Raw genomic sequence first — 1,941 nt, 5'->3', positions numbered from 1 at the left:
GATGGGTGGCCGGCATAAAGCCGGCCATGACGAAGGAGGGGGATGACGGGAGGGCGCATCCGCCGCGTAGCCCTCTAGGCCGGCTCGTCGTACACCTCACCGCATGTCGGGGTTATCTGAGGCTTACATCACGGGCGTCGGCAGCTTCCTGCCGGGCGAGCCCGTGTCCAGCGCGGCGATGGAGGCCTACCTCGGCCGCGTCGGCGGGCGGGAGAGCCTGTTCGGCCGCAAGGCGCTGCGCTGGAACGGCGTGGAGACGCGCCACTACGCCCTGACGCCCGACGGGACGCCCACCCACTCCAACGCCGGCATGTGCGCCCAGGCCGTCCGCGCGGCGGCGGACGCCGCGGGCCTCGGCGTGGAGGAGCTGTCCTTCCTCGCCGCGGCGACCACCCAGGGCGACTACCTGGTCCCGGGCCATGCGGCCGCGGTGCACGGCGAGCTGGGCTGCGGCCCCATGGAGATCGCCAGCTTCCAGTCGGTCTGCGGCTCCTCGCTGATGGCGGCCAAGTCGGCCTGGCTGTCGGTGCGGGCCGGCGAGCACGCCGCCGCGGCCGCCTGCGCCGGCGAGTTCTCCTCCCGCTGGTTCCGCCCGCAGTTCTACGAGGGCACCAGCCTGGTGGACGCCAAGGGCCGGCTGCGCAGCGAGGCCGACTTCCTGCGCTTCACCCTCTCCGACGGCGCGGGCGCGGTGGTGATGGAGGGCAAGCCGCGCCCGGACGGCCTCTCCCTGCGCGTGAAGTTCATCGACGTCGTCTCCCTGGCGGGCCAGTTCGACCCCTGCATGTGGGCCGGCGCCAGCCTCGATGACCGGACAGACCCACTCGCCACCTGGAGCCACGCCGGCCCGGCCGCCGCCCACGCCGCCGGCGCCGTCGCCCTGCTGCAGGACTTCGAGCTGCTCAAGCGGGTGATCCGCGCCTGGGTCGGCGTCTACCTGAAGAAGGTGGACGAGGGCCGCATCGACCCGGCCGCCGTCGACCACCTGCTCTGCCACTACTCGGCGCGCTCGCTGCGCGAGGAGATCGTCAGCCTGCTCGAGAAGACCGCCGGCATGATCCCGGAGGCGAAGTGGTTCTCCAACCTCTCCACCGTCGGCAACATCGGCTCGGCTTCCATCTGGGTGATGCTGGACGCCTTCCTGAAGACGGGCCGGCTGAAGCCGGGCCAGACCGTGCTGTGCGTCGTGCCCGAGAGCGGCCGGGCCTTCGTCGGCTTCATGCTGCTGGAGGCGGTCGGATGAGCGCCGTTCCCGATGTCCTGCGCCGGCTGACCGTCGCCTTCACCGAGTTCGAGGGCCGGCTCGACCAGACCCCGCTGATCCGCAAGCTGACCCGCGGCCGGTTTACCCTGGAGGACTACCGCGCCTTCCTGGTGAACCTGCGGCAGCAGGTGAAGGACGGGGCGCTGTGGATGAGCCGGGCGGCCTCCAACATCGACGAGGAGCACCTGGAATTGCGCTCCATGCTGATGCGCCATGCGGTGACCGAGCACCGCGACTTCCGCCTGCTGGAGGCCGACTTCGTGGCGGCCGGCGGCGACCTGGCTGAGATCCGCAGCGCCGAGAAGAACGTCGGCTCGGAGGCCCTGTCGGCCTGGATGTTCCACGAGGCCTCGCGGCCAAACCCCTTCGGGCTCCTCGGCGCGATGTGGATCATCGAGGGACTGGGCTCGATCAAGGCCGCCGAGTGGGGCCGGCTGGTCCAGCAGCGGCTCTCGCTGCCCGACGAGGCCGTGCGCTTCCTGCTCTACCACGGCGAGAACGACGCCGAGCACATCGGCGAGTTCGAGCGGATGCTGGGCCTCGTCCTGCCCGACGCATCCGTCGCGGAGCGGATCGTCAAGACCGCCCGGGTCACGGGGCGCCTCTACGCCCTCCAGATCGAGGAGATCGCCGCATGAGCGCAGCGGCCTTCGACCTCTCCGGCTACGATCCGAAGG

Annotated in this window: 2 protein-coding genes; both read left to right on the top strand. The window is 71.3% G+C overall.

Going from position 1 to position 1,941, the window contains the following annotated elements; genetic code table 11:
• Window positions 1-103 precede the first annotated feature (103 nt).
• A complete protein-coding gene (locus tag VHK87_RS10585) occupies window positions 104-1,243 on the top strand; it encodes a 3-oxoacyl-[acyl-carrier-protein] synthase III C-terminal domain-containing protein (protein WP_329634863.1) in 1,140 nt (379 codons plus the stop codon).
• Window positions 1,180-1,902 (top strand): iron-containing redox enzyme family protein, encoded by a 723-nt coding sequence (locus tag VHK87_RS10580; RefSeq protein WP_329634862.1) that lies wholly within the window; start codon window positions 1,180-1,182, stop codon window positions 1,900-1,902. The genes VHK87_RS10585 and VHK87_RS10580 overlap by 64 nt, the downstream gene beginning before the upstream one ends.
• Window positions 1,903-1,941: the final 39 nt, after the last annotated feature.

Origin of the sequence: Phenylobacterium sp. (genome assembly GCF_036263695.1) — a bacterium.
Classification (GTDB): domain Bacteria; phylum Pseudomonadota; class Alphaproteobacteria; order Caulobacterales; family Caulobacteraceae; genus Phenylobacterium.
This window is presented reverse-complemented; position numbering and strand designations above follow the sequence as displayed.